Annotated in this window: 16 protein-coding genes; 6 read left to right on the plus strand and 10 right to left on the minus strand. The window is 55.3% G+C overall.

The annotated features are described in order from the left end of the window. The 4 genes from dnaA to gyrB are packed head-to-tail and all read left to right on the plus strand — an operon-like array spanning position 1 to position 6,066. Positions 1–1,380, plus strand: coding sequence for a chromosomal replication initiator protein DnaA (dnaA, locus tag JYB84_RS00005; protein WP_207321446.1), 1,380 nt, complete (start codon positions 1–3; stop codon positions 1,378–1,380). 23 nt (positions 1,381–1,403) lie between these two features. Next, positions 1,404–2,504, plus strand: coding sequence for a DNA polymerase III subunit beta (gene dnaN / locus JYB84_RS00010; RefSeq protein ID WP_207321447.1), 1,101 nt, complete (start codon positions 1,404–1,406; stop codon positions 2,502–2,504). A gap of 45 nt (positions 2,505–2,549) precedes the next feature. Beyond that, positions 2,550–3,632 (plus strand): DNA replication/repair protein RecF, encoded by a 1,083-nt coding sequence (recF, locus tag JYB84_RS00015; RefSeq protein WP_207321448.1) that lies wholly within the window; start codon positions 2,550–2,552, stop codon positions 3,630–3,632. A 16-nt stretch (positions 3,633–3,648) separates the two neighbouring features. Beyond that, positions 3,649–6,066 carry a DNA topoisomerase (ATP-hydrolyzing) subunit B gene (gyrB, locus tag JYB84_RS00020; RefSeq protein ID WP_207321449.1) on the plus strand — a complete coding sequence of 806 codons (2,418 nt, stop codon included), beginning with the start codon at positions 3,649–3,651 and terminating at the stop codon, positions 6,064–6,066. A gap of 70 nt (positions 6,067–6,136) precedes the next feature. Here the strand turns inward: gyrB and JYB84_RS00025 are convergent, their stop codons facing one another. The 4 genes from JYB84_RS00025 to JYB84_RS00040 all read right to left on the minus strand — a co-directional run bounded on the left by JYB84_RS00025 (position 6,137) and on the right by JYB84_RS00040 (position 9,155). Next, entirely contained in the window at positions 6,137–6,688 is a 552-nt protein-coding gene (locus tag JYB84_RS00025) for a hypothetical protein (RefSeq protein WP_207321450.1), read from the minus strand. Beyond that, positions 6,681–7,640: a hypothetical protein gene (locus JYB84_RS00030; protein ID WP_207321451.1), complete on the minus strand. Its 960-nt coding sequence runs from the start codon at positions 7,638–7,640 to the stop codon at positions 6,681–6,683. Before JYB84_RS00030 ends, JYB84_RS00025 begins: the two co-directional genes overlap by 8 nt. A 585-nt stretch (positions 7,641–8,225) precedes the next feature. Next, on the minus strand, positions 8,226–8,612 hold the full coding sequence (locus tag JYB84_RS00035; RefSeq protein WP_207321452.1) for a DUF6768 family protein: 387 nt from the start codon (positions 8,610–8,612) through the stop codon (positions 8,226–8,228). Between the two features lie 33 nt (positions 8,613–8,645). Continuing rightward, positions 8,646–9,155, minus strand: coding sequence for an RNA polymerase sigma factor (locus tag JYB84_RS00040; protein ID WP_207321453.1), 510 nt, complete (start codon positions 9,153–9,155; stop codon positions 8,646–8,648). A 300-nt stretch (positions 9,156–9,455) separates the two neighbouring features. Here JYB84_RS00040 and JYB84_RS00045 point away from each other — a divergent pair, with 300 nt between their 5' ends. Further along, positions 9,456–11,882, plus strand: coding sequence for a choice-of-anchor B family protein (locus JYB84_RS00045; RefSeq protein ID WP_207321454.1), 2,427 nt, complete (start codon positions 9,456–9,458; stop codon positions 11,880–11,882). A gap of 50 nt (positions 11,883–11,932) precedes the next feature. On the opposite strand, the gene pxpA is transcribed toward JYB84_RS00045, so the two are convergent. From pxpA to pxpB, 3 genes are read right to left on the minus strand one after another with little or no spacing between them, the layout of a single operon-like run. Continuing rightward, positions 11,933–12,646, minus strand: coding sequence for a 5-oxoprolinase subunit PxpA (gene pxpA, locus JYB84_RS00050; protein WP_207321455.1), 714 nt, complete (start codon positions 12,644–12,646; stop codon positions 11,933–11,935). Beyond that, positions 12,643–13,569 (minus strand): 5-oxoprolinase subunit C family protein, encoded by a 927-nt coding sequence (locus JYB84_RS00055; protein ID WP_207321456.1) that lies wholly within the window; start codon positions 13,567–13,569, stop codon positions 12,643–12,645. Before JYB84_RS00055 ends, pxpA begins: the two co-directional genes overlap by 4 nt. Continuing rightward, on the minus strand, positions 13,566–14,210 hold the full coding sequence (gene pxpB, locus JYB84_RS00060; protein ID WP_207321457.1) for a 5-oxoprolinase subunit PxpB: 645 nt from the start codon (positions 14,208–14,210) through the stop codon (positions 13,566–13,568). The genes JYB84_RS00055 and pxpB overlap by 4 nt, the downstream gene beginning before the upstream one ends. A 240-nt stretch (positions 14,211–14,450) precedes the next feature. Between pxpB and JYB84_RS00065 the strand changes: the two genes are divergently transcribed. Beyond that, positions 14,451–15,503 (plus strand): HDOD domain-containing protein, encoded by a 1,053-nt coding sequence (locus JYB84_RS00065; protein ID WP_207321458.1) that lies wholly within the window; start codon positions 14,451–14,453, stop codon positions 15,501–15,503. A gap of 41 nt (positions 15,504–15,544) precedes the next feature. Here the strand turns inward: JYB84_RS00065 and glyS are convergent, their stop codons facing one another. The 3 genes from glyS to JYB84_RS00080 form a co-directional block, all read right to left on the minus strand. Beyond that, complete coding sequence (gene glyS / locus JYB84_RS00070) at positions 15,545–17,614, minus strand: glycine--tRNA ligase subunit beta (RefSeq protein ID WP_207321459.1); 2,070 nt, start codon at positions 17,612–17,614, stop codon at positions 15,545–15,547. A 13-nt stretch (positions 17,615–17,627) separates the two neighbouring features. Then, entirely contained in the window at positions 17,628–18,533 is a 906-nt protein-coding gene (gene glyQ / locus JYB84_RS00075) for a glycine--tRNA ligase subunit alpha (protein ID WP_207321460.1), read from the minus strand. Between the two features lie 228 nt (positions 18,534–18,761). Beyond that, positions 18,762–21,947, minus strand: a complete 3,186-nt coding sequence (locus tag JYB84_RS00080; RefSeq protein WP_207321461.1) for an amidohydrolase family protein — start codon at positions 21,945–21,947, stop codon at positions 18,762–18,764. Between the last annotated feature and the right edge of the window lie 20 nt (positions 21,948–21,967).

Raw genomic sequence — 21,967 nt, forward strand, 5'->3', positions numbered from 1 at the left:
GTGGCGGTTTCACTTTGGCAACAATGTATCGGAAGACTGCAGGATGAGCTTTCTGCTCAGCAGTTCAGTATGTGGATCAGACCGTTACAAGCCGAAATGGATGGTGACACCCTGGTGCTTTATGCCCCGAATCGCTTCGTACTCGACTGGGTGCGCGACAAGTACATCAACATCATCAATCAGTTCTTTACCGAACAGATGGGATCCGACGCCCCAAAGCTCAGATTTGATATCGGCAGCCGTCCTTCTGCCAAAACCCAGACAGTGGCTCCCGCAGCCAGCAAGGTGGCCGCCCCAGCCGCCAAGGCCGGGATCAATCACTTTGCCCAGGCCCCCGAGCCTGCTGCCGTCAGCAATCATCGCAGCAACATCAACCCCACCTACCAGTTCGATAACTTCGTAGAGGGTAAATCGAACCAACTGGGTAAGGCCGCGGCCTTGCAGGTGGCGGAGAATCCCGGTGGCGCCTACAACCCCTTGTTCCTTTATGGTGGCACGGGTCTGGGTAAAACCCACCTGCTGCATGCCGTGGGTAATGGCATAATAAAGAACAATCCCAATGCCAAAGTGGTCTATATGCATTCGGAGCGCTTTGTGCAGGACATGGTCAAGGCGCTGCAGAACAATGCCATCGAAGAGTTCAAGCGCTATTACCGCAGCGTCGATGCCCTGTTTATCGATGACATCCAGTTCTTTGCCAACAAGGACAGGTCCCAGGAAGAATTTTTCCACACCTTCAACGCCCTGCTGGAAGGTAATCATCAGATCATCCTGACCTCGGATCGCTATCCCAAGGAGATCGACGGGGTAGAGGACAGGCTCAAGTCCCGCTTCGGTTGGGGTCTGACCGTTGCCATCGAGCCACCGGAGTTGGAAACCCGGGTGGCGATTTTGATGCGCAAGGCCCAGGAAAGCGGTATCAATCTGCCCGATGAAGTGGCCTTCTTTATTGCCAAGCGCTTGCGTTCCAACGTCCGTGAGCTGGAAGGCGCCCTGAACCGGGTGATTGCCAACGCCAACTTTACCGGGCGACCCATCACCATAGATTTTGTGCGCGAAGCGCTGCGAGACCTCTTGGCTCTGCAGGAAAAATTGGTCACTATAGACAACATTCAGAAGACGGTGGCTGAATACTACAAGATAAAGATGGCCGATATGCTGTCCAAGCGCCGCTCCCGCAGTGTGGCGCGTCCAAGACAGGTGGCCATGGCCTTATCCAAAGAATTAACCAACCAGAGCTTGCCGGAAATAGGCGATGCCTTTGGGGGGCGTGACCATACCACAGTGCTGCATGCCTGCCGTAAGATTGCCCAGCTGCGGGAAGAGAGTCACGATATTAAAGAAGATTACGCGAACCTGATCCGCACCTTATCTTCTTAATTTTTGACAGGGAATTGGACAAGATGAAATTTTCGATTGATAGGGATGCCCTATTAAAGCCGTTGCAGCTGGTGAGCGGCGCGGTAGAAAGACGCCATAACTTGCCTATTCTGGCTAACCTCCTCGTAGAAGTAAGCGGTCACTCACTCAGGCTGACAGGCACAGATCTGGAAGTCGAGCTGGTGGGCCAGGCCGCCATTCACGGCGATATCCAGGAAGGCCGTACCACTGTGCCGGCCAAGAAGCTGCTGGACATAGTCAAATCCCTGCCGGAACAGACAGAGCTCAAGATAGAGCAACAGGACAACAAGTGGTTGCTGCGCAGCGGCCGCAGCCGCTTCTCACTGGCGACCCTGCCGGCGGAAGAGTATCCCAATGTGGAAGCCTTCCAGGCTGATATCGAATTCAGCATCAAGCAGGGCATGCTCAAGTCCATTATCGATTCGACCCAGTTTTCCATGGCCAACCAGGACGTGCGTTATTACCTCAACGGCCTGTTGCTGGAGACCGAAGGCAACGTGCTGCGCGCCATTGCCACCGACGGTCACCGTCTGGCCCTGAGCCACAGAATGATTGCCGACTCCCTGCCCGAGCGCCAGGTGATAGTGCCGCGTAAAGGGGTGATGGAGCTGGCGCGCTTGCTGGACGCCGAAGATCAGGACATCAGCCTAGCCATAGGTGAGAGTGCCATTCGCGCCACCACGGCCAACGCTGTCTTTACCAGCAAGCTGGTGGACGGTCGTTTCCCCGATTACCGCCGGGTGCTGCCCAAGGGCGGCGACAAGATAGTAATCGCCAGCCGCAACCAGCTCAAACAGGCGCTGCTGCGGGCGTCCATTCTGTCGAATGAAAAATTCCGTGGTGTGCGGGTCCAGCTGGAAGACAGTCTGCTGAAGATCACCGCCAATAACCCTGAGCAGGAAGAGGCGGAAGAGATCATCGATGTGGATTACCAGTCCCAGCCGCTGGAAATCGGCTTCAACGTCTCCTATCTGCTGGATGTGCTTAACAGCCTCAAGTCCGATGAGGTGCGTATCACCCTCATCGATGGCAACTCCAGCGCCCTGATTGAAAACCACGTCGAGGAAGACTCAATGTACGTGGTGATGCCGATGAGACTCTAACGGACTCGGCCGGCCTTTGGGCCGGCCAGCCCCTTGAACTTCCCGATGAGCCTCACTCGCCTCAGCATAGACGCCTTTCGCAATATCCAATCCGCCCAATTGTTGCCCGGCCCGGGTCTGAATCTGATCTACGGCCAGAATGGCAGCGGCAAGACCAGCATATTGGAAGCCATTTATTTCCTCGGAATGGGGCGGTCGTTCCGCAGCCATTTGGCGCAGCGGGTGATCAACCAGGACGCCGACAAGCTGACCCTGTTTGCCCTGCTCAAGCTCGAAAGTGGTGACAGCAAACTGGGGCTGCGGCGCTTTCGCAGCGGCGATACCGAGGTGCGTATCGATGGCGAGCGGGTCAAGCGGCTGTCGGAATTAGCCGAGGCCTTGCCCATCCAGGTGATCACCCCCGAGAGTTTTGCGCTGCTGTTTGAAGGTCCCAAGGCGAGGCGCCAGTTTATCGATTGGGGTGCCTTTCACTCCTCGCCCCAGTTCCATCAGGCCTGGATGGCAAGTCGCCGGATATTAAAGCAGCGAAATCAGCTTCTTAGAAATGGCGCACCCTATCAGCAGATCCGATTCTGGGATCAGGAACTGGTGCGCTATGCCCTTGAAGTCACAGAGATAAGAAACCAATATGTGCACTCGTTAAATGACGTGCTTAAGGGTATAATCGGGGAGTTTTTACCCGAGGTGGATATCCGGGTGTCTTTCACCCGCGGCTGGGACAGCAAGAGTGAACTTGCCGAGCTGCTTGAGGCCCAATATCCCAGGGATCTGGCCACAGGTCACACTGTCAATGGCCCCCACAAAGCGGATCTGCGACTCAGGGTAGGCACCTTGCCTGTCCAGGACGCGCTGTCCCGTGGACAACTGAAATTGCTGGTCTGTGCACTGCGGATTGCCCAGGGAAAGTTGCTGAAACAGCAGATAGATAAACACAGCATCTATCTGGTGGATGACTTGCCCTCGGAGCTGGATGCACAGCACAGACAACAGTTGCTGCAACAATTGCTCGATACCGGCGCCCAGCTGTTTGTGACCGCCATCGAGCCGGCAGCAATAGTGGATTTATTACCCGCACCGCCCGACAGGATGTTTCATGTGGAACAGGGGCGGGTGACTCAGATTGAATAACCGACGAGAGAATAATATGTCAGAGAATAGTTACGATTCGTCGAGTATTAAGGTACTTAAAGGCCTTGATGCAGTACGTAAAAGACCGGGGATGTACATAGGTGACACGGACGACGGTACAGGTCTGCATCACATGGTCTTCGAAGTGGTCGACAACTCCATCGACGAAGCGTTGGCCGGTCATTGCACCGACATCATTATTACTATTCATGTGGATGGCTCTGTTTCGGTCAAAGATGATGGCCGTGGCATTCCCGTATCCATCCACCCCGAAGAAGGTGTGTCTGCTGCCGAAGTGATCATGACGGTACTGCACGCCGGCGGTAAGTTCGACGACAACTCCTACAAGGTATCCGGCGGTCTGCACGGTGTGGGTGTGTCCGTGGTAAACGCACTGTCCAAGAAGCTGCAACTGACCATTCGCCGCGAAGGCAAGGTCCACGAGCAGTTCTACACCCATGGTGTACCCGATGCCCCGATCAAGGTGGTGGGTGATGCCAGCAAGACAGGTACCGAAATCCGATTCTGGCCCAGCGAAGAGACCTTCTCCGACGTGGAATTCCACTTCGATATCCTCGCCAAGCGGGTGCGTGAGCTGTCGTTCCTCAACTCCGGCGTGGGTATCCGCCTGGTCGACGAGCGCGATAACAAGGACGAATTCTTCAAGTACGAGGGCGGTATCAAAGCCTTCGTTGATTACCTGAACCGTAACAAGACCCCGGTCAACAAAGACGTATTCCACTTCGCCCAGGAGCGTGAAGATGGCATCACGGTTGAAGTGGCCATGCAGTGGAACGATGGTTTCCAGGAAAACATTTTCTGTTTTACCAACAACATTCCCCAGCGCGATGGCGGTACCCACCTGGCCGGTTTCCGTGGCGCCCTGACCCGTAACCTCAACAACTACATGGAAGCCGAGGGTTACAACAAGAAGGGCAAGACCAACGCCACCGGCGACGATGCCCGCGAAGGTCTGACGGCGGTCATTTCGGTCAAGGTTCCCGATCCCAAGTTCAGCTCCCAGACCAAGGACAAGCTGGTTTCCAGCGAAGTGAAGGCCGCGGTTGAGCAGACCATGGGTGAAAAACTCAATGACTACCTGCTGGAAAACCCCACCGATGCCAAGCTGATCGTCGGCAAGATCATCGATGCCGCCCGTGCCCGTGAAGCCGCGCGCAAGGCCCGGGAAATGACCCGCCGTAAGGGCGCCCTCGACCTTGGCGGTCTGCCGGGCAAACTGGCCGACTGTCAGGAAAAAGACCCAGGGTTATCCGAAATCTACATAGTGGAAGGTGACTCGGCCGGTGGCTCTGCCAAACAAGGCCGAAACCGTAAGAATCAGGCGATTCTGCCGCTCAAGGGTAAGATCCTCAACGTGGAGAAGGCCCGCTTCGACAAGATGCTGTCTTCCCAGGAAGTCGCAACCCTGATCACCGCCCTGGGCTGTGGTATTGGCCGCGACGAGTACAACCCGGACAAGACCCGTTACCACTACATCATCATCATGACGGATGCTGACGTCGACGGCTCGCACATCCGTACCTTGCTGTTGACCTTCTTCTTCCGCCAGATGCCTGAGCTGATCGAACGCGGGTATGTCTACATTGCCCAGCCACCACTGTACAAGGTGAAGAAGGGCAAGCAGGAGCAATACCTGAAGGACGACAGCGCCCTGACCGAATACCTGACCACCCAGGCCCTCGATGGTGCCAGCGTGCATCCATCCCAGGGTGCCCCCGGCATGAGCGGTGAGCCGCTGGAACGTCTGGTGAATCAGTATCGCGAAGTGGAAGCCATCATAGCCCGTCTGGATCAGCGTTACCCCTCCAACCTGACCAACCGCATGCTCTATCATCCCGTGATAGACAATGCCATGCTGGCGGATCAGGGCCGGATGAATGCCTGGTGTGAAGCCTTTGTGGCCGATCTCACCGAGCGTGAAAACAGCGGCGTGCTCTACAGTGCCGTGGCGCAACTGGATCCCGAGCGTCAGGTGTATGTGCCCAAGGTGACGGTGCGTAAGCACGGGATCGACACCCATTATGTGTTCACCTACGACTTCTTCCAGTCTTCCGACTGCCACAAGCTGGGTGCTTTGGCCAAGGCGCTCGACGGTTTGATTGAAGAGGGCGGTTTCGTGCAGCGCGGCGAGAAGGTCAAGGAAGTGTCCAGCTTTGTTGAGGCCCTCGACTGGTTGATTGGCGAGTCCAAGCGCGGCCTCTACATCCAGCGTTATAAGGGTCTGGGTGAGATGAACCCGGAGCAGCTGTGGGAAACCACCATGGACCCCGAGAGTCGCCGCATGCTGCAGGTGACCATCGAGGACGCCATTGCCGCCGACCAACTGTTCACCTGTCTGATGGGTGATCAGGTGGAACCCCGGAGGGAGTTCATTGAGTCCAACGCACTCAATGTGGCGAACCTGGATGTGTAAGGCGTAATCTTAGGCTTCAGCCGATTAAAAAAGGGAAAGCACAGCTTTCCCTTTTTTCTCAAATTCAAACCTAGTCAACAAACTTTGAACCACCCCTATTCACTCTATCAATCAAGAAATGCATACCTAGAGCGGTAGTTGTAAGTATGTTACAAATCAAAAACATATATACTGCAACAAAAAAGTATTTAGTTAATTCATTACAATCCGCAGCTAACTGAATAATGCTTTTTCCTGCAAGTTGTACAAATCCCCCGGCGAAGTACATGAAAATACTCATAAATGCCAGATATCCAAAGAGATATGTAAGAAAATTTCTTCTTGTTAATGGTGTTCCACGTAGAGTAGGTGGTTGACCTGACATAGGTTCATCCATTCCTGCTTTATTAAAAGTTGCTACAGCTGCCATAGATGCAATGTAGAACCCCGACAAAATTTGCAAGATTCCATTAACGACTGATACTAAGCTGTCTTTGCCTACAAATACGACGGGGATTGGAAGGTAATACAAAACAGCACAGATTGCCGTTGATAGGATTGCAGGCAAATAGTAATCAAACCACCGTTTTTCGGGATGATAGATTTGTATGTAACAAAGCGGTTTGAGCAGTTTGTCAAACATCTTCTTTTACCATGTCATGAAGTTTAATAAGTATCTTTTCATGGAGTTTAGCATGCACTACTTCCTGGCACTGTGCGATAGGCTCACTGACGGATACTAAAGAGCTTTTGGCAAACATTTTTTCAGCTATATCTCTTTCTCTAACTCCGACCTCAAGCGTTCGTTGTCGTTTGTTATCCCCAACATACTTGATCTGCAGTCTAGTATACTGGCGTTTATTGACCCAGCCTTTGGCATCTTCTATCAGTCTTAAGGCTTGCTCGCCTCTAGTTTTAAGTGCGACCAAGGTAATCCGTTCATCTTTTACAGTAAACTCGCTATCCTCATCCATTTTGTTATCAACGGCGTCTCGAAATGCAACAAATCCTCGGATAGTACCCTTGTTCAGAAGAGAGCTAAGTTTCTCATTTCCATTGAACTCTAGAGATACCATTGGACGGCATTTTAAGTCTTTTTTTTCACCGTCTCGTTGGTAGGTTGATTGGGCACAGATAGCCAACATATGTGTGAGACCATTAGCAAGTATTTGTCTGGTAATACCTGGCACTTCTTCGAGAATGGCATGATGAAAAATTTTTAGGGCTTCGCTGCTTGGTTTTCTTTGAATAACTAGATGGGCAGAAACGGAAATCCCTTCACCTTCCTTCTTTTCTGCGGTACGGGTCTTCCCAGTTAATATTTCAGTAAAAGTAGGATCAGTTGCTTTTTTATCTGCGTATTGAAACAACATCGTTACTGTCTGATCGTCAATATTAAGTTGGTTTAGTCGTAGTGAAACATCACCGTTTTTAATCTCATATACTGCTTTATTGCTTGCAACCATACTCTTCAATTTAGGCAAGATCCGTTCTAAATCGAAGTCAGGGGCATCATCTGGATGCTTTCTCACGCCAAAGTTGCATTCAAGGAGGTATCTTTCATATTGTTGAATAATCATTTCAAAGGGTTGCATGCAGTTATTGTTCGTTGTTTTATATCATGAAAAAATGGCGGTTCCAATTTCTACTAAAGTGAAAAAGCTCTGAAGCGGTGAACGTCGGCAAGCCAACTTGCGGGAGAAATGGTTCTCCTATAATTGCAAGCAAACCTTGAAGTGACATGCTTCCTTACGTTGCGGTAATCTGATGTTCCAAAATAGAAACTGGCGTCCTACTGTTGCCGTTTTATCTCGCTAGCGTTCCCCGAAGGCCTCTGGCCGCTTAATAACATCAAATGCCTGAAGCTGCTGTAGCACCAAAAGATAGCCGCTGTGCCAGCGGCAGAACGTCGTGGGTCTCCAACCCACACCCGGGCAAGGGGCTTTGCTCATCCAAAGCCCCTTGCAACCCAAAGGATGCCCCCAGACGGAGCCGATAGCTCCTCGGCTTTATGCTGAAAATTGGCTAGCGCGCCAGACGCTCATCCCTGATTCGACTGGCGCTGCTTCGGCATCCATGCCTCGCCACGCCATTTTCAGCAACATCCTCGGCGGCTCCTGAAGGGGGAAGCTACGGGTGTGACCTTCAGGTCTGGGTGTGAAATATTGCTTAGACGTTGACTATTTAGTCTTATCCCCGAGCCTTTGGTTTAGCTGTTGGATGGCCAGTTCCAGCTTTTTGAGTTCCCTTTGGGTGGCGCTGCGATTCATTTCGTTGAAGGTCCACATCTTGATGGCGATTTGCATCATGGTGGCGAGCAGCAGGCCTATGCCCCAGTGCAGTTTGGCGGCCATGCTGGATTCTACGAAGAAGAACTCGTAACCACTCCATACTATGATGGCGGTCAGCAGTAGGGCGATTAGGGTCATCAATACCATCCAGCCGCCGAGTCGGCCCTTGTAGGCGTCGGCGAGCATGCCGAACAGACTGGGGTCCTGTTTGATTTGCGCCCGCAGCAGGGCATTTTCACGTTCAAGTTGGTCGCGGATTTTGTCATCGATACTCATCAGTTATTCCTCTATTACTTGTCCTTTTACGTGCTAATTCAGAAGCTGTTCAAGCTGTTTCCTGGCCCTGAACAGTCGGGATTTCACCGTGCCGGTTGGTATGGCCAGGATCCGGCCAATTTCCGCCAGGCTGAAGCCTTCCAGGTAGAACAGGTGAATGATCTCCTGCTCTGTGGTGCCGAGGCGGGTCAGGGCATCGGCCACATCGACGGCCCTGGTGTCCTGGGCTTGGGGCTGTTCCTCGATAGCCGGGGCGTATCTGGCGTTTTGCTTGGCCATATCCAGCACCTGCCAGTGGGCCAGCTGGAACAGCCAGGATTTGAATGCCGCCGGGTCATCCAGTCGGGACAGCCGTTTGCTGAGCTTTATCCAAGCTTCCTGCACCGCATCCTGGGCCAGGCTGGTATTGGCCGTTTTCTTCAGCACAAAGCCCATCACCTGGGGCGTGAAGTGCTGGTAGAGCCTGGCCAGGGCATCCATATCGCCGGCCTGGGCCTCCAACACCCAAAGTTCTATTTGTGCCTGGATCAATGTTGTTGCCACTCCTGTGTCAGTTCCTTTTTGCTTGAAAGACGCTGCAGTCAGGTCAAAGGTTCATGTGTGGATTAAATATTTCCGTCTTAGCGGGATTGGCTCGTTCGAAATAGTGGCTTGGTTCTGCCGCTGATTAAAGCGCAAGTAAAACATATTGATACAGCATGCTGTGAGCAATAAATATCCAGAAGTTGGCCTTGAATCATGTTATTTTTTTGTTGCCTCTGTGCTAGCTTCACTGAATGAAACATTTGGGGTGCCCGCAGTCGGCAATCTTTGCCGTAGAAGAATAAAGAAGGAGTTTGGCGCATGGAACATACCCGTAAATTATCCGCATTGGCTTTGTTGACTGCAGCTCAATGGCTGCAGGCTTCACCGGCCATGGCCCATGCGGAGCATGACAAGGCCCGCTATGTGGCGGTGCAGGGGGTGGATCAGGGACTGTGTGATGATGTCGCCAAGCCCTGTTTGACCCTGGGTTATGCCATCAGCCATGCCAACAAGGGAGACCGGGTGCTGGTGGCCGGTGGCAACTATAAGATCCCGGATGTGGATTCGCTGTTTCTATTGATAAGCGATCTGGTGCCGGTGAAAGGGGGCTTTGATGCCAAATACCGAACCCAGGCGCCGGAGCGTTTTCAGACTGTGCTGACCGGTGTGCCTGCTGAGTTTGCGCCCGAGCTGGCGGCCCAGGGCTTTCGGGTGATCAGTGACGGTATCAGCCAATACGGCAGCGAACTGAGCTCCCTGCTGGAGGTGCATCAGTCGCTGCAACAAAGTCAGGGCAGCAGTGATTGCGTCAATGGCAAGGCGGGGAACTTCAGCTGTGACAAGCTCGACCTGGTGGCCCATATGGCACTGTCGGCCTTCTCGCCTATACCCTCGGCGGCCAACGATATCTGGGGCCATGTGGATCTCAACACGGGCACAGAGTACGCCATTATCGGCCTGGTTAACGGTACCGCAGTGGTGAGCCTGGCGGATCCTGCCAACCCGGTACAGGTGGGCTTGATCCCGGGCAGTCACACCAGCTGGCGCGATATCAAGGTATACCAATGGTTTGACGAGCAGCAGCTGCGCTGGCGGGCCCACGCCTATGTGTCATCCGAAGGCGCGGATAACATACAGATCATCGACCTCAGCCAATTGCCGGCCTCTGTGTCCCTGGTGGCCAGCGATGCAGCGGCGGCCTCGGCCCATAACATCTACATCAGCCAGGTGGATTACAGCACCAATACGGCGCTTGATGGTTTGCAACCGGCGTTGCACATAGTGGGTCAGGGCAGCGGTGGCGGCGCCTTTCGCAGCTACAGCCTAAGCAATCCAGACAAGCTGGTGGCCCGCTTCAGCCATGCCGGGGCGACCCGCGCTGACTACACCCACGATGCCACCTCCATGGTGGTCGACGACGCGCGGGCCCAAGGCAACTGCCAGACCAGTGAATGCACAGTGCTGATGGACTTCAACGAAAACAGCATGCGGCTGTGGAACATCACCGACTTGGCCAATTCGAAACAATTGTCCGAGGTCAGCTATGCCAACGCCCAATATGTGCACTCGGGCTGGTGGAGCGAAGACAAGCAATATGTGTTTGTTCACGATGAACTGGATGAACAGCGCCTGGGGCTGAACACCACCCTGAGGGTCTTCAGCCTCGACAACCTGGAGGCACCACAGCAGGTGGGCTCCTGGAATGGGCCCACCAAGGCCATAGATCACAACGGATATGTACGCGGTAACCGCTACTACATGTCCAACTATCAGCGTGGCGTGACCGTGCTCGATATCCGCAATCCCCGGGTGCCCGAACAGGTGGGGTATTTCGATACATTCCCAGCCTCAGACGGCAATGCCTTTAACGGTGTCTGGGGCATCTACCCCTATCTGCCGTCGGGGTTGATCATCGCCAGCGATATCAACAGTGGCCTCTATATTTTGAGGGATAAGACCCAAAGCGATATCCGCGGCAGCGTGGGCTTCATTGCAGCCCAGACCCAGGCCAATCCCGGCGATAACATCAGTCTGACTGTGACCCGGCCAACTGGGTTGGGCGCAGTCAGCGTCAGTTGGGAAACCCTTGGCGGCTCCGCCATTGCCGGCAGCGACTTTGAGCCTGACCGCGGCACACTGCAATGGGCCGACAATGACAACAGTCCCAAACAGATCAGTATTCAGAGCCTCGACAGCGGCAAGGGCCATCAGTTGCAGGCCTTTGTGCGCCTGTATGATCCCCGAGGTGGTGTGACCCTGACGTCACCCAGTTATCACACCCTGACAATGGGTGAAAATCCGGTCACCCCGGGGACGCTTGGGTTTGACATCGGTTCTCCGACCATTATGGAAGGGAGTCAGTTGCAACTGCCTGTGCGTCGCAGCGGCGGCAGCAGTGGCACAGTGCGAGTGGGTTATAGGTTAGAGAGCGGCAGTGCCACTGTGGGCACCGACGTGACCGATAACAGCGGCGAGCTGCAATGGGATGAGGGTGACACCAGTTTGCGTTATATCACCCTTAGCACCATAGACGACAGCGATGTTGAGTCCGAAGAGAGCTTCACCGTGCGGTTGTTAAGTCTGGATGGCAGCGAAATCAGCGCTGACAGCATAGAGGTGCGGGTGCAGGATAACGATCAGACCCCAAGCGATCCCGGCCAAGATACCGGTGGTTCCTCTGGTGGTGGTAGTTTGGGCTGGCTGAGCCTGCTACTGCTTTTGGGGCTGAAGCGCCGCCAAGTCTGAGCAAACGCCCCGAAAGGGGCGTTTTCTTTGGTGCGGGTTCCATCATCAGGTTAAACACGGCGTGGCAGCAGAGCACGAATTTGGCGGGCAAAGTCCAGCGCCTTAAGGTTGTCGCCGTGCAGGCACAGGGTTTGCGCTTGCAGATGTATCAGCTTGCCGTTAGCGCTGGTCACCCGTCCTGCGAGTAGCTGCTTTACCTGCTCCAACATGCTGGTTTCCTCGGTTAACACTGCGCCCTTGTCACTTCTTGGCATCAAGCTGCCATCGTCCAAATAGGCCCGGTCGGCGAACACCTCGGCCAGGGCGTTCAGGCCCTGTTGTTTGGCTTGGGTTAGCAGGGGACTGCCGGCCAGGGCCACCAGGGTCAGCTTAGGGGCGACCGCCTTGATGGCGTCGATAAGGCATTGGCCCGTCTGTTGATCCCGGGCGGCGGTATTGTACAGGGCACCATGGGGTTTCACGTGGAACATGGGGACCTGTTGCGCCTCGCATACCCTGAGCAGGGCAAGAATTTGCTGCTCAATGGTGCGGGTTAACGCCGCCGGAGCCAGACTCATGGATTGGCGGCCAAAGTGCTGTGGATCAGGATAGCTTGGGTGGGCGCCTATCCTGGCTCCGGCCGCATTGGCCAACGCCACGGTTGTGGTCATGCTGGTGTCGTCCCCGCAATGGCCGCCACAGGCAATATTGACCATATCCATCAGGGGGATGATGTCGGCATCCAGGACATAGCCTTCACCTACATCGGCGTTAAGCAGCATCATTTAAAGCCTCCGAGGCCCAGTTGCACTTGATAAAGATAGGCTTGCCAGTGTTTGCTTGCGCTGAGGGCGTCGGCGCGTTCGACCTGTTGTAATTGCAATTTCTGGCCGGGTCTGGCCTGGGCCAGTTTCCACAGATCCGCCTCAATGACTGTGGCTATCACGGGGTAGCCGCCTGTGGTCTGGGCATCGGCCAGCAAGATGATGGGCTGCCCCGACGGTGGCAGCTGCACCACACCGGGGAATACCCCGTGTGAGGCCATCTCCAGCTCGGTGGTTTTCTGTAGCGGTCGCCCCTGCAACCTCAGGCCCATGCGATTACTGTCGTTGCCGAGCTGCAACTCCTGTTGCCACAGGGCTTCGCCATTATTGGCCAGGAGACCGAACTGTGGACCCGGTAGAACCCGAATAAGCGTGTTCCATTCCGGCTGGCGCAGCCCGGCAATCCGGTTTATCTCTTTGCCAGGAAGCCAATTCAGCTTGTCACCCGGTTGTAGGGCGCGGCCTGCCAAGCCTCCCATACCACTGCTGAGATCGGTCGCCATGGCACCGAACCACAGCGGGCAGTCCAGGCCGCCGGCGACGCAAAGATAGCTGCGCATTCCCTGTTTGGGACTGTTGAGGCTCAGCTGTTGTCCGGCGTGCACCGGGACGCGCCAACCGCACCACACGGCCTGGTCATCCAATCTGGCATCGGCATCGGCACCGGTGAGGGCTATCCACCCATCCCGGAGAAAGCGAAAGCTGGCACGCCCCAGGGTGATCTCAATGGCGGCTGCCCCGGGTTCATTGCCAAGCAACAGGTTGCCCAGCATCAGAGCTTGGCGGTCGAGGGCGCCGCTAATCGGTACTCCCAAATGCGCCACGCCATGGCGGCCAAGATCCTGCACGCTGGCAAGCACGCCCCCCTGGATGACCTCTATCATGCGCCTGTCTCGCTGATGACAAACTCCAGGCTGTCACCGGGTTGCAGCAGGCAGTGCTCGCTGTCGAGCAAGGGAACTGAGGTGTGGCCCAGCAACTGCCAGCCACCGGGGGCGCTGCAGGGGTAGATGCCGGTCTGCTGACCGCCTATACCTACACTGCCGGCGGGGACTTGCAGTCTGGGATTTTCCCGCCTTGGGGTTGCGAGCGCCTCCGGCAGGCCCCCCAGATAGGCAAAACCCGGCAGGAAGCCGAGAAAATACACGTTATAGCGGCCTTGGCTGTGGAGCCGAATAACCTCGTTCTCGCTGAGCCTGTGGTACTGGGCGATAAAGCCAAGGTCCGGGCCATCGTAGCAAACGGGAATTTTATGGTGCCTTGCACCATGCTTATGTTTTTGGGTTCTGCGCCGGCATTCACCGAGCTTGCGCTGCCAGTCAAAGGTTGGGTTGGCTTCGGCCAGCAGCAGGGTAAGGTTATTCATCCCGGGAACCACCTCGGCAAAGTCGGGATCGTCGCGGCATTGTTCGGCCAGGCGCCAAATTTGCTGTTGTTGCAGCAGACCCATGGCGCTGTCTCTGGGAGTGGGCAACCATAGTTGCATGCCACGCTCTCCGATGGGCATAAGCTGAAAGTCTGACATAGCTCCGCTCCCTTGGATGCCGCTTCTGCTAGGCTGTTATTTGAAGCTAAAAAAGGATATTGCCGCTGTCAATGACAGCCGCCGGTCATGGGTGAAATAAGCCCGGGAGATGGCTGGCGGATACAGGTACAAGGGTTAATATTAAAGTTGCTGTCCAGGTGATGAACCTAAATCAACCTTCTGAATATCAACTGATTTTGGCAGTGATGATGGGCGCGGCTTGGCGATATAAGGGTATCGATGAAATTCTTCAGCAAATTGTTCAACCTCAGGGAAAAAACCGTGGTGGAGCGGCCGGTCAGCTTCAGTGAGCCGGCCGTAGCGCAGAAATATCAACAGGACCTGCAACGGGCCAGCAGCCGCCAACAACAGCAGCAAACCGAGGTCACGGACGTGACCCTGGATGTGGCGGCCTTGTTTTACAGCCTGTTGTTCGCCGTAACCAGTAAGGACACCAGTGGGGTGGCCAACAATCTGGAGCGGCGGGTCATAGCCGATGTTGAGCAAGGCTTGGCGGACCCGCAAAAGGTGGCGGAGGACGTGCTCAGATTGCCGGGCAAAGTGTTGGAGCTCGACCGCATGTTGGCCGATCCGGCGGTGGAAACCCCTGAGGTGATAGCCACCATTCAGCAGGATCCTGTGCTCTGTGCTGAGGTGCTCAAGCTGTGCAATTCGCCGGCCTTTCATCGGGGAGAGAAGCACATTACCAGTTTGCAACAGGCTGTGGTGGTGCTGGGTCGGGCCCAGTTAAGACGCTTTGTCAGCAGCGTCCTGCTTAGAGAAATGATTGAGATTAAACCCATTTATTTCAGGCGTTTTGGTGCTGAGATTTGGCGTCACTCAATGCAGGTGGCCTTTCTGGCCAGTGAGCTGGCCAATGAAGATAAGGACACAGCCTTTTTACTTGGTCTGCTGCATGACGTGGGCAAGATAGCCATATTCCAGATGCTGGTGGCGGAATTTGTTAAGGCCGACCCAAGTGAGCAACCCAAGTCCTGGTTGTTCAGGCAGATAATGACCAGCAAGTCGCTGGTGCTGAGCGCGCTGTTGGTGAAATGCTGGCAGTTGCCGCCGCCGTTTTCCAGGGTGTTGGCGGTCCTGGCTCAGAGTGATACGGTTCCTGGATCCGATGTGGCCCGGGCCATTTGGCAGGCCAATTTACTGAGTGAGTGTTCCATGTTGTGGCAGGCCAAACGACTCAGTGAGCCCATGCTGCAGCAGTTATTGCAGCGGCTGGAAGTGGATAGGGCCAGCTTTGACGCCTTGCATGAAAAGTTACTGAATTTTAAATAAAAAAAGCGCGCCAATGGCGCGCTTCTTCTTTTTCCCGGCGCTTATTGCAGCAGGGAGATGTCGGCCACGTGCAGGAACTGATCGCGCAATTGCGTCAGCAGTGCCAGACGGTTGTTGCGCAGGGCCTGATCGTCGGCCATCACCATCACATCTTCGAAGAAGCTGTCGACGCTGTCGCGCAGGGCAGCCAGTTCGGTCAGGGCCTGCTGATAGTTGCCGGCGGCAAACAACGGTGCTATTACCGGGGCGGTTTCGGCCAGTTTTGCCGCCAGTTGTTGCTCGGCAGACTCTTGCAACAGAGCGTTATCAACCTTGGATGGCAGCTCGCCATCTACCTTGGCCAGAATATTGGATACCCGCTTGTTGGCGGCGGCCAGGGCGGTCGCCTGTTCCAGGGTACGGAAATGGGCCACGGCCAGGATACGGTCATCAAAATCTGCTGGGCGGGTTGGACGACGGGCCAGTACCGCGAGGATCACATCGGTGCTGATGCCCTTGTCCTGGTACCAGGCGCGGAAGCGGGCCATCAGGAACTCCAATACTTCGTCGGCGGCATTGGCATTGCTGAGATTGCTGCCGTGCAATTCAACGGCTTTGGCAATCAAATCAACCAGATCCAGTGGCAGCTTGTTTTCCACTATGATGCGTAAAACGCCAATGGCAGCGCGGCGCAGGGCAAATGGGTCGGCGGCGCCCTTGGGGGCCTGACCTATGCCGAAGATACCGCTAAGGGTATCCAGCTTCTCGGCCAGGGCCACGGCGCAGGATACGGGGGCCACAGGCACAGTATCACCGCTGAACTTGGGTTTGTATTGTTCTTCCAACGCCAGGGCCACGGCCTCGGTTTCACCGTCCAGGCGGGCGTAGTGCATGCCCATGGTGCCCTGGGTATCGGTAAACTCCATCACCATGTTGGTCATCAGATCTGTCTTGGACAGCAGACCGGCACGGGCGGCGTCGAAACTGTTGGCACCCATGTGCTCGGCAATAAAGCCGGCAAGGGTGGAGATGCGCTCAACCCGCGCCTTGAGGGTGCCGAGTTGCTGTTGGAATACCACAGTTTCCAGGCTTGGCAGACGGCTTTCCAGGCTGTGTTTCTTGTCGGTATTGAAGAAGAATTCGGCATCGGCCAAACGCGGACGCACCACCTTCTCGTTACCGGCGATGATTTGGGCCGGATCCTTGGATTCTATGTTGGCGACGAAAATAAAGTTGGGCAGCAGCTTGCCGTCATCAGAGAACACAGGGAAGTACTTCTGGTCACCCTTCATGGTGTACACCAGGGCTTCGGCCGGTACTGCCAGGAACTTCTCTTCGAAACTGGCGGTCAGCACCACTGGCCATTCCACCAGCGAGGTCACTTCCTCCAGCAGGGCTTCTTCGATGTCGGCGTTGCCACCGATAACCGCGGCGGCCTTTTCGGCATCGCGCTTGATCAGTGCCTTACGCTCCTGATAGTCGGCAATGACCTTACCGCGCTCCTTGAGGGCGCTCAGGTAATTGTCTGCATGATCCAGGCTGAAGCTGGCTTCACCCATAAAGCGATGGCCACGGATGATGCGGTCTGAGTTGATGCCCAGCACTTCGCCGGCAATCAGTTCACTGCCGAGCAGCAGGGTGACAGTGTGCACGGGACGGATAAACTGGGTACTGCCTGCGCCCCAGCGCATGGGCTTGGGGATCGGCAGCTTATCCAGGGCTTTCTGGGTCATGGCGGCAATCAGGGTTTCGGTGGCCACACCTTCGACCTTGGCGTTATGGACCAGCCACTCACCCTTATCGGTCTTGAGGCGCTCGGCCTGGTCGACGCTGATACCGTTACCGCGGGCCCAACCCTCGGCAGCCTTGGTGGGCTTGCCATCGGCGTCGAAGGCGGAAGCCACGGCCGGACCGCGTTTCTCGACCACTTTATCCTGCTGGGCGGTGGCCAGTTGCTTGACCGACAGTGCCAGGCGGCGAGGGGCCGCATACCATTCAACGGCGCCATGGCTCAGTTCGGCCTTGGTCAGCTCGTCGGTAAAGTTGGCGGCAAAGGATTCGGCCAGGTTGCGCAGGGCCTTCGGCGGCAGCTCTTCGGTGCCGATTTCTATGAGTAAGTTTTCAAAATTCATCTGTGTCTACCTCTTACTTACACATTGGGAAGCCCAGGGCTTCGCGGGCCTTGTAGTAGGCTTCGGCAACCGCCTTGGCCATGGTGCGTACGCGCAGGATATAGCGCTGACGCTCGGTGACCGAGATGGCGTGACGGGCATCCAGCAGGTTGAATGCATGGGAGGCCTTCATCACTTGCTCGTAAGCGGGCAGAGGCAGAGGGGTTTCCAGTGACAGAAGATGCTGACAGGCTTTTTCGCATTGGTTGAACATGCCGAACAGGAAGTCCACATCGGCGTGTTCAAAGTTGTAGGTAGATTGCTCTACTTCGTTTTGATGGAATACATCGCCATAGGTGATACGGCCCAGGGGGCCATCGGTCCATACCAGATCATAGACGCTGTCGACGCCTTGGATGTACATGGCCAGACGTTCCAAACCGTAGGTGATTTCACCCGTGACCGGGCTGCACTCCAGACCACCCACTTGCTGGAAGTAGGTAAACTGGGTCACTTCCATGCCGTTGAGCCAGACTTCCCAGCCCAGGCCCCAGGCGCCCAGGGTGGGCGATTCCCAGTTATCTTCGACGAAACGTATATCATGGATTTGAGTGTCTATGCCCAGGGCGCGCAGCGAACCCAGGTAGAGTTCCTGAATATTGGCCGGAGAGGGCTTCAGAACCACCTGGAACTGGTAATAGTGCTGCAGACGGTTGGGGTTTTCACCGTAGCGACCGTCGGTTGGGCGGCGTGATGGCTGCACATAGGCGCTGCTCATGGGCTCGGGACCGAGGGAGCGTAGGAAGGTTTGCGGGTGGAAAGTACCGGCACCCACTTCCATATCCAGCGGTTGAACAATGGCGCAGCCCTGCTGTGCCCAGTAATCCTGCAGGGTCAGGATAAATCCCTGAAAAGTCTTTACGTCGTGTTTCGTCGTCATGTCTACTGCTGTCAGGCTGAAATAGAAAATGGTTTCGATTATACCCTGTAGATCCGGGCTTATGTAGGCTAATTTTTATCGTATTTTGCATGAAACCGGGGTTTTTCCCGGGGATTGAGGCGTCAGGCAGGATTCAGCACACAGTGCTGTTTGCAGTAGGGGGCCGCCACGGGGGAAAGAAAAAGGGGTGTTCCACGTGGAACACCCCCTTTGAGTCGAGACAGGCCGTTACTCGAAGAAGAACGGCTGACGTTGACGCTTGGCACCGTTGAGTTGATTCATGGTCTCGGCGTCATAGAGCTTGCCGTTGACCATGGTGTAATGGACCTTGTCGGTGACACGTATATCTGCCAACGGGTCGCCATCAATTACTATCAGATCCGCAAGCTTGCCAGCCTTGATGGAGCCCAGTTGCTGCTCCATACCAAAGGTGCGCGCCGGGTTGATGGTGGCCGTCTTGAGTACGTCCAGATTACTCATGCCGCCCTGGGCAAACATCCACATCTCCCAGTGTGCCGCCAGGCCTTCCCGTTGACCATGGGCACCTATGTTGGGGTGCACACCTATGTCATTGAGCTCCTTGGCCACCTTGGCCACGTTAAAGTGGTTGTAGTGGCCATCGGGCGCGTGTGGGCGACGCATGGCGCGGGCCTGCAAGATGTCACCTGGTACATATTTGGACAGGCGTGGGTGAGCCCAAACATCTGTCTTGTCATACCAATAGTTTTCTCCGGATATACCGCCGTAGGCGACAACCAGGGTCGGTGTGTAGCCAACCTTGGTTTGACTCCAGAACTGCTTGATGTCGCTATAGATGGCGGCGGCCGGCAGCGAGTGCTCAACCGTGGTATGGCCATCGGCGACCATGGTCAGGTTGTGTTGCAGCAGGCTGCCACCTTCGGGGACCACCATCATTTTCAACTCGCGGGCGGCGGCTATGATCTGCTGCCTCTGGTTGCGGCGGGGCTGGTTATAGCTCTTGACGCTGAAGGCGCCGACCTTCTTCAGGCGTTCCAGATGGAACTTGGCATCGTCCAGTGAATCCACGTGACTGGTGTAGCCGGGCATATTTGCACCATAGAGTATGGTCCCGGTGGAGAAAATCCGTGGACCAACTATGTCACCGGCCTTTTGTTGTTCCGAAGCAGCAAAAATTTCCGTGGTGTCGTTGGATGGATCGTGGATTGTGGTCACCCCAAACGCCAGACCGGCGTACAGGTTCCAGTTTTGCTGTGGGATGATCTCATCTTCAGCCTGGGCGCCGTGGGCATGGGCATCAAAGAGGCCGGGCATCAGGGTCTTGCCCTTGATATCGATCAGCTGGGCATCTTTGGGGATCTGCACATCGGCACTGCTGCCGACGGCAACAATGTGGTTGTCCTTCACTATGACAACGCCATCTTCAATGACCTTGTCGTCTTCCATGGTGATGACCTTGCCGCCAACAAAGGCCACTGTTCCACGTGGAACATCAGCCTGGTGTTTGAAACCAATACCGGTGACTGTGGGTTCTACCTTGGCATCTTTATCGGCTTTTTCACCGTAGCCGGTATCGACCGCTATCTGGTACAAATCGGGACCCAGGGTCCAATAGAGCTGATTGCTCTGTTTGTTCCAACTCAGGTTCTCACCGGCGCGCACGCTCAGTTGAGTCACGGGCAGATTACCGGCCTTGGGGCCTATCTCTATGGTTTCTCCGTGCTTGGCGAAGGGGGTAACCCAAACCCGGAAGCGTTCGGCGAAGGCCAACTGTTCGCCATCGGGGGAGATGCGAAACTCGGTAGCGTGCTTGCTGGTGTAATGCACCCGCTTGTCAAAGCCGTCGAGATTCATGGAGGACAGTTGCGGTGTTTCACCGGACTCCATAAAAAATACCCGGTCATCGTTTGCACCAAACTGAGGTTGGAAACCATCGGCACTGAGTTTGCTGTTGGTCTTGGACTTCAGGTCCACCTTATACAGACCCGGTTCCTGTGACCAGGTTCTGGGAGTGATGTAGCCACCCTTGGCGCGGCGATAAACCACCAGATCGCCCGAGGGCGAAAACACGGGTTCGACGTATTTTCCCGGTTCATTACTGAGGGTAGTGACCTTGCGGCCGCTCAGACTGATGACCCTGACAGAACCTTGTTCCTTGTCGTTCCAGGTGGTGAACACCAATTGTTTGCCATCGCTTGACCACTGCGGATAGAGCTCTTCGATATCATCTTCCAGCTTGGTCAGACGGCTGACCTTGCCATCGGGCAGGGACTTGAGCCACAGCTTACCCAAGGCTTCATAAACCACCTGCTTGCCGTCCGGTGACACCTGCGCCATGCGCAGCATCTTAACGTCAAATTCATCCTGGTCGATATTCTGGGCAAAACGCACCGAGGGCTGCACGTCCAGCTGAGTCTTGACCGAAAACGGCACTTCAGCCACCTGCTTGTTGTTGACGTTCAGGCGTTGGATCTTACCCTTGGCCCAGAACAGCAGCTCCTTGTTATCCGAGGTCCAGCTCATCATGGGGTACACGCCATGGATGGCCCAGGTTTCCTGCATGTCGCGGTCGAGTTCGCCATAGAGCTTTTCGCTGGCGCCTGACTTGAGATCCAGCAGGTACAAACTGGATTGGAAGCCATCACGTTTGATGTAGGCGAGCTTTTTGCCGTCTGGGCTTGGCGTGGGACGGATGGCACCACCTGTACCTTCTATCAGCACTTCAATATCACCGGTTTGGGTGTCGTAGCGTTTAATCTTGTAAATGCCGGCAACCGAGTCTTTGGAATAGTGGAATGTTTTGCCGGGGGTATCATCCTGGCTGAAGTAAATGTAGCGACCATCGGGAGAATAAGCGGGCTCACCCAGGTCCTTTTGATCGTTGGGGCGTTCGGTCAGTTTCACGCCCTCACCACCGGCAATATGGTACAGCCAGACTTCACCGGCCCCCAGGCTGCGGCTGGCGGTAAAATGCTTGCGGGCTACCAGGTATTGGGAGTCTGGGCTCCAGGCCGGGCTGTTCAACAGGCGGAAGGTTTCTTTGGTTACCGGGCGTGGGTTGCTGCCGTCGGCATTCATCACCCATATATTGTCACCGCCATCTTCATCCGAGGTGAAGGCTATGTATTTGCCATCGGGGCTGTACACAGGCTGCATTTGCCAGGCTATGCCCTTGGCCAGCACTTCGGCTTCACCGCCCTTGGCCGGGATCCGGTAGATATCACCGAGCAGATCAAAGACTATGTATTTGCCGTCCGGGCTGATGCTGACGTTCATCCAGGTACCTTCCTGGACATCAATATTCACTTTTTCCAGTGGGGCATTGGCCGGTGCATTAACCTGCCATTCGGGCTTGTCCTGACTTTCCGCATGGCTGGGAAGGCCCAGGGCCAGGCCTAACGCCAGACACAGGGGAGTGAGCGGTGATTTAAACATAGGGGTGTCGTCCTGATTAT

Source organism: Shewanella cyperi (assembly GCF_017354985.1).
Taxonomy (GTDB): Bacteria; Pseudomonadota; Gammaproteobacteria; order Enterobacterales; family Shewanellaceae; genus Shewanella; species Shewanella cyperi.

Coding starts and splice junctions, on each gene's coding strand:
- dnaN (WP_207321447.1), top strand. CDS start 1,404: ATGAAATTTTCGATTGATAGGGATGCCCTATTAAAGCCGTTGCAGCTG.
- recF (WP_207321448.1), top strand. CDS start 2,550: ATGAGCCTCACTCGCCTCAGCATAGACGCCTTTCGCAATATCCAATCC.
- gyrB (WP_207321449.1), top strand. CDS start 3,649: ATGTCAGAGAATAGTTACGATTCGTCGAGTATTAAGGTACTTAAAGGC.
- JYB84_RS00025 (WP_207321450.1), bottom strand. CDS start 6,688: ATGTTTGACAAACTGCTCAAACCGCTTTGTTACATACAAATCTATCAT.
- JYB84_RS00030 (WP_207321451.1), bottom strand. CDS start 7,640: ATGCAACCCTTTGAAATGATTATTCAACAATATGAAAGATACCTCCTT.
- JYB84_RS00035 (WP_207321452.1), bottom strand. CDS start 8,612: ATGAGTATCGATGACAAAATCCGCGACCAACTTGAACGTGAAAATGCC.
- JYB84_RS00045 (WP_207321454.1), top strand. CDS start 9,456: ATGGAACATACCCGTAAATTATCCGCATTGGCTTTGTTGACTGCAGCT.
- pxpA (WP_207321455.1), bottom strand. CDS start 12,646: ATGATGCTGCTTAACGCCGATGTAGGTGAAGGCTATGTCCTGGATGCC.
- JYB84_RS00055 (WP_207321456.1), bottom strand. CDS start 13,569: ATGATAGAGGTCATCCAGGGGGGCGTGCTTGCCAGCGTGCAGGATCTT.
- pxpB (WP_207321457.1), bottom strand. CDS start 14,210: ATGTCAGACTTTCAGCTTATGCCCATCGGAGAGCGTGGCATGCAACTA.
- JYB84_RS00065 (WP_207321458.1), top strand. CDS start 14,451: ATGAAATTCTTCAGCAAATTGTTCAACCTCAGGGAAAAAACCGTGGTG.
- glyS (WP_207321459.1), bottom strand. CDS start 17,614: ATGAATTTTGAAAACTTACTCATAGAAATCGGCACCGAAGAGCTGCCG.
- glyQ (WP_207321460.1), bottom strand. CDS start 18,533: ATGACGACGAAACACGACGTAAAGACTTTTCAGGGATTTATCCTGACC.
- JYB84_RS00080 (WP_207321461.1), bottom strand. CDS start 21,947: ATGTTTAAATCACCGCTCACTCCCCTGTGTCTGGCGTTAGGCCTGGCC.